The organism is Streptomyces sp. NPDC045967 (assembly GCF_056430495.1).
The window spans coordinates 1-1,708 of record NZ_JBWKLE010000049.1 but is presented as its reverse complement, the minus strand read 5'-3'; the positions used below and the strand labels follow the sequence as shown (position 1 = coordinate 1,708).

Below are 1,708 nucleotides of genomic sequence, written 5' to 3'. Positions count from 1 at the left end.
ACTGATGGTTTCAGAATGGGTTGAGCTGCGGGTCTTGCGCTTGACGATCTTGGTCGGCAGGGTGTCCGGGTGCGTGCTGATCTTGTTTCTGAAGACCTGTGGGAGCGGGTGGCCCCGCTGCTGCCGCCCGCTCCCGAACGGCGCCGTCGACATCCGGGGCGGCTTCGCGTTCCGGACCGGGCGGCTCTCGCCGGCATCTTGTACGTCCTTCGGACCGGCGTCGCCTGGCGCGACGTCCCGGCCGAGACCGTGGGCTGCTCAGGCGTGACGGCCTGGCGCCGGCTGCGGGACTGGACCGAGGCCGGCGTCTGGCCACGCCTGTACGCCGCCTTGCTGGCCGAGCTGCGCCGCGCGGACTCGTTGGACCTGGATGACTGCGCCGTAGACGGATCGCATGTCCGGGCCCTCAAAGGGGGGATCACGTCGGCCCCTCGCCCGTCGACCGCGCTCGCCCGGGTTCCAAGCACCACCTGATCGTCGACCGGTACGGAACCCCGCTTGCCGTCACGCTCACCGGCGGCAACCGGCACGACGTCACCCAGCTCCTGCCGCTGCTGGACGCTGTCCCGCCGATCCGGGGACTGCGCGGACGTCCCCGCCGCAAGCCTCGGCGACTGTACACCGACCGGGGCTACGACTTCGACAAGTACCGCCGCCTACTGTGGAAGCGCGGCATCAAACCCCTGATCGCCCGACGCGGCGTCGCCCACGGTTCCGGACTGGGGAAGGTGCGCTGGGTCGTCGAGCGCACCTTCGCCTGGCTGCACCAGTTCAAACGACTCCGCACCCGCTACGAACGACGCGCCGACCTCCACCAGGGCCTGCTCGAACTGGCCTGCACGATCATCTGTTTGCGACGCCTTCGAAAGGCTCTCCGTCCCCAGAAGTAGGATCCCGGCTCATGACGTCCCCTGTGCACGGCGACCCCGAGTCGTCCCGTCAAGAACTTCCTGGCGAACCCGGTGCTGCCGAGGGCGACGACACGCTGATCGACATGCTGTGTACTCGCGCGTGGGACCCGGGCCGACGGTTCGACACGGCACCGGTCCCACACGCATGGATCGAGGAACACTTCGGCCCGGAGCATCTGGAGCACATTCAGAGCCAGACGGTCGGCTCCAGCAGCAACGGGATGATCGTGCTCAAGTCGCAAGCCGAGGAGGTGGTGGCCTACTTCGCTGACGCTCCGCGCGGACCGTTGTTTCCGCCGGTCACGCCACCTGAAGTCGAGGCCGCCGAGGAGATCATCGGGCGTCCGCTGCCGACACTCCTTCGGAGGATCTACACGGAGGTCGGCGACGGCGGCTTCGGGCCTGACGGCGGTCTGGCCTCGCTCACCGACGGTCGGCGTGCTCCGGGGGACCTGATCGACTGGCCCTGTTTGGTCACCCGGCACGAACGCGACTGCGCGGCGGGACTGCCCGGATCATGGCTGTACCTGGCGTCGGGCGGCTGCACGATGCAGTGGCATCTGTCATTGCTCGCAGCCGGCAGCCCCGTGCTGCTCTATGACGCAGACGGCTGGGTGCCAAGCTGGGGTGAGGGCCCCCATGACGGCCTGCGCCACGCGACCGGATCACTGCGGCAATGGTTGTGGACCTGGGCCGATGGCGGCGATGTTTGGGCCGAAGCACTCAGCCTCCCGTAACCGATACACAGAGCTGCACTCGGCTCCGCTCAGCAGCCTCGTCATTCTGAAACGATCAGT

At 68.1% G+C, this 1,708-nt stretch carries 2 protein-coding genes; both read left to right on the top strand.

What is annotated here, in order from left to right; all coding sequences use genetic code 11:
- Positions 1 to 69: 69 nt before the first annotated feature.
- A protein-coding gene (locus AC07FY_RS32990) for an IS5 family transposase (RefSeq protein WP_390076321.1) occupies positions 70 to 890 on the top strand; the annotation gives its coding sequence in 2 pieces (ribosomal slippage) (positions 70 to 409 and positions 409 to 890; 822 coding nt in all).
- 11 nt (positions 891 to 901) lie between these two features.
- Positions 902 to 1,648, top strand: a complete 747-nt coding sequence (locus tag AC07FY_RS32985) for a hypothetical protein (RefSeq protein WP_390076319.1) — start codon at positions 902 to 904, stop codon at positions 1,646 to 1,648.
- Positions 1,649 to 1,708 lie beyond the last annotated feature (60 nt).

What these genes read in the sequence shown, in the direction of transcription:
- AC07FY_RS32985 (WP_390076319.1), top strand. Translation starts at nt 902, where the DNA reads ATGACGTCCCCTGTGCACGGCGACCCCGAGTCGTCCCGTCAAGAACTT.